This window comes from Exiguobacterium sp. KKT215, from assembly GCF_055635335.1.
The window spans coordinates 2,540,001-2,542,500 of the sequence record NZ_CM145756.1 but is presented as its reverse complement, the minus strand read 5'-3'; the positions used below and the strand labels follow the sequence as shown (position 1 = coordinate 2,542,500).

Annotated in this window: 1 rRNA gene (running past both ends of the window); it reads left to right on the top strand. The window is 55.0% G+C overall.

Going from position 1 to position 2,500, the window contains the following annotated elements:
- Positions 1 to 2,500: ribosomal RNA gene (locus tag ACZ2GZ_RS13200) — 23S ribosomal RNA — on the top strand (it extends past both window edges: 176 nt to the left, 238 nt to the right).

Below are 2,500 nucleotides of genomic sequence, written 5' to 3'. Positions count from 1 at the left end.
TGAGGCAAACCCGGGGAACTGAAACATCTAAGTACCCGGAGGAAGAGAAAGAAAATTCGATTCCCTGAGTAGCGGCGAGCGAAACGGGAACAGCCCAAACCAGGAAGCATGCTTCCTGGGGTTGTAGGACACTCTATACGGAGTTACAAAGGGATAGGATAGGTGAACGACCTGGAAAGGTCGGCCAGAGAAGGTGACGGCCCTGTAGCCGAAATCCCATCCCCTCCAGAGTGGATCCTGAGTACGGCGGGACACGTGAAACCCCGTCGGAATCCGGGAGGACCATCTCCCAAGGCTAAATACTTCCTAGTGACCGATAGTGAACCAGTACCGTGAGGGAAAGGTGAAAAGCACCCCGGAAGGGGAGTGAAACAGATCCTGAAACCGTATGCCTACAAGTAGTCAGAGCCCGTTAACGGGTGATGGCGTGCCTTTTGTAGAATGAACCGGCGAGTTACGATGGCGGGCGAGGTTAAGCCGATGAGGCGGAGCCGCAGCGAAAGCGAGTCTGAATAGGGCGCATCAGTCCGTCGTCGTAGACCCGAAACCAGGTGATCTACCCATGTCCAGGATGAAGGTCAGGTAACACTGACTGGAGGTCCGAACCCACGCACGTTGAAAAGTGCGGGGATGAGGTGTGGGTAGCGGTGAAATGCCAATCGAACCTGGAGATAGCTGGTTCTCCCCGAAATAGCTTTAGGGCTAGCCTCGAGGTGTAGAGTTCCGGAGGTAGAGCACTGATTGGACTAGGGGCCCCCACAGGGTTACCGAATTCAGTCAAACTCCGAATGCCGGCAACTTGTACTCGGGAGTCAGACTGCGAGTGATAAGATCCGTAGTCGAAAGGGAAACAGCCCAGACCATCAGCTAAGGTCCCAAAGTGTATGTTAAGTGGAAAAGGATGTGGCGTTGCACAGACAACTAGGATGTTGGCTTAGAAGCAGCCACCATTCAAAGAGTGCGTAATAGCTCACTAGTCGAGTGACGCCGCGCCGAAAATGTAACGGGGCTAAACATACCACCGAAGCTATGGATCCCGTAAGGGATGGTAGGGGAGCGTTCCAAGCAGCAGTGAAGCGGTATCGTGAGGAGCCGTGGAGCGCTTGGAAGTGAGAATGCCGGTGTGAGTAGCGAAAAGAGGGGTGAGAATCCCCTCCGTCGAAAGCCCAAGGTTTCCTGAGGAAGGCTCGTCCGCTCAGGGTTAGTCTGGACCTAAGCCGAGGCCGAAAGGCGTAGGCGATGGACAACAGGTTGATATTCCTGTACCGCCGTACCACCGTTTGAACGATGGGGGGACGCAGAAGGATAAGGTAACCGTGCGACTGGAAGTGCACGGACAAGCAGCGAGGCCGTCGGGTTGGCAAATCCGCCCGGCACACAAGGTTGAGCTGTGACGTGGAGCCCGTAGGGCGAAGTACCGGATTTCACGCTGCCAAGAAAAGCCTCTAGTAAGGAGGTCGGCGCCAGTACCGTAAACCGACACAGGTAGGCGAGATGAGAATTCTAAGACGCGCGGGATAACTCTCGTTAAGGAACTCGGCAAAATGGTCCCGTAACTTCGGGAGAAGGGACGCTTATGGCAACATAAGCCGCAGTGAATAGGCCCAAACGACTGTTTAGCAAAAACACAGGTCTCTGCTAAATCGCAAGATGAAGTATAGGGGCTGACGCCTGCCCGGTGCTGGAAGGTTAAGGGGATGTGTCATCGCAAGAGAAGCACTGAACCGAAGCCCCAGTAAACGGCGGCCGTAACTATAACGGTCCTAAGGTAGCGAAATTCCTTGTCGGGTAAGTTCCGACCCGCACGAAAGGCGTAACGATTTGGGCACTGTCTCAACGAGAGACCCGGTGAAATCATAGTACCTGTGAAGATGCAGGTTACCCGCGACAGGACGGAAAGACCCCATGGAGCTTTACTACAGCCTGATATTGAGGCTTTGTACGCGATGTACAGGATAGGTGGGAGTTTGTGAAGCCGGAGCGCCAGCTTCGGTGGAGACACCCTTGGGATACCACCCTTTGCGTATAGAGTCTCTAACTCGCAGCCGTGATCCGGCTGGAGGACCGTGTCAGGTGGGTAGTTTGACTGGGGCGGTCGCCTCCTAAACAGTAACGGAGGCGCCCAAAGGTTCCCTCAGAATGGTTGGAAATCATTCGAAGAGTGCAAAGGCAGAAGGGAGCTTGACTGCGAGACCTACAAGTCGAGCAGGGACGAAAGTCGGGCTTAGTGATCCGGTGGTTCCGCATGGAAGGGCCATCGCTCAACGGATAAAAGCTACCCTGGGGATAACAGGCTGATCTCCCCCAAGAGTCCACATCGACGGGGAGGTTTGGCACCTCGATGTCGGCTCATCGCATCCTGGGGCTGGAGTAGGTCCCAAGGGTTGGGCTGTTCGCCCATTAAAGCGGTACGCGAGCTGGGTTCAGAACGTCGTGAGACAGTTCGGTCCCTATCCGTCGTGGGCGCAGGAAATTTGAGGAGAGCTGTCCTTAGTACGAG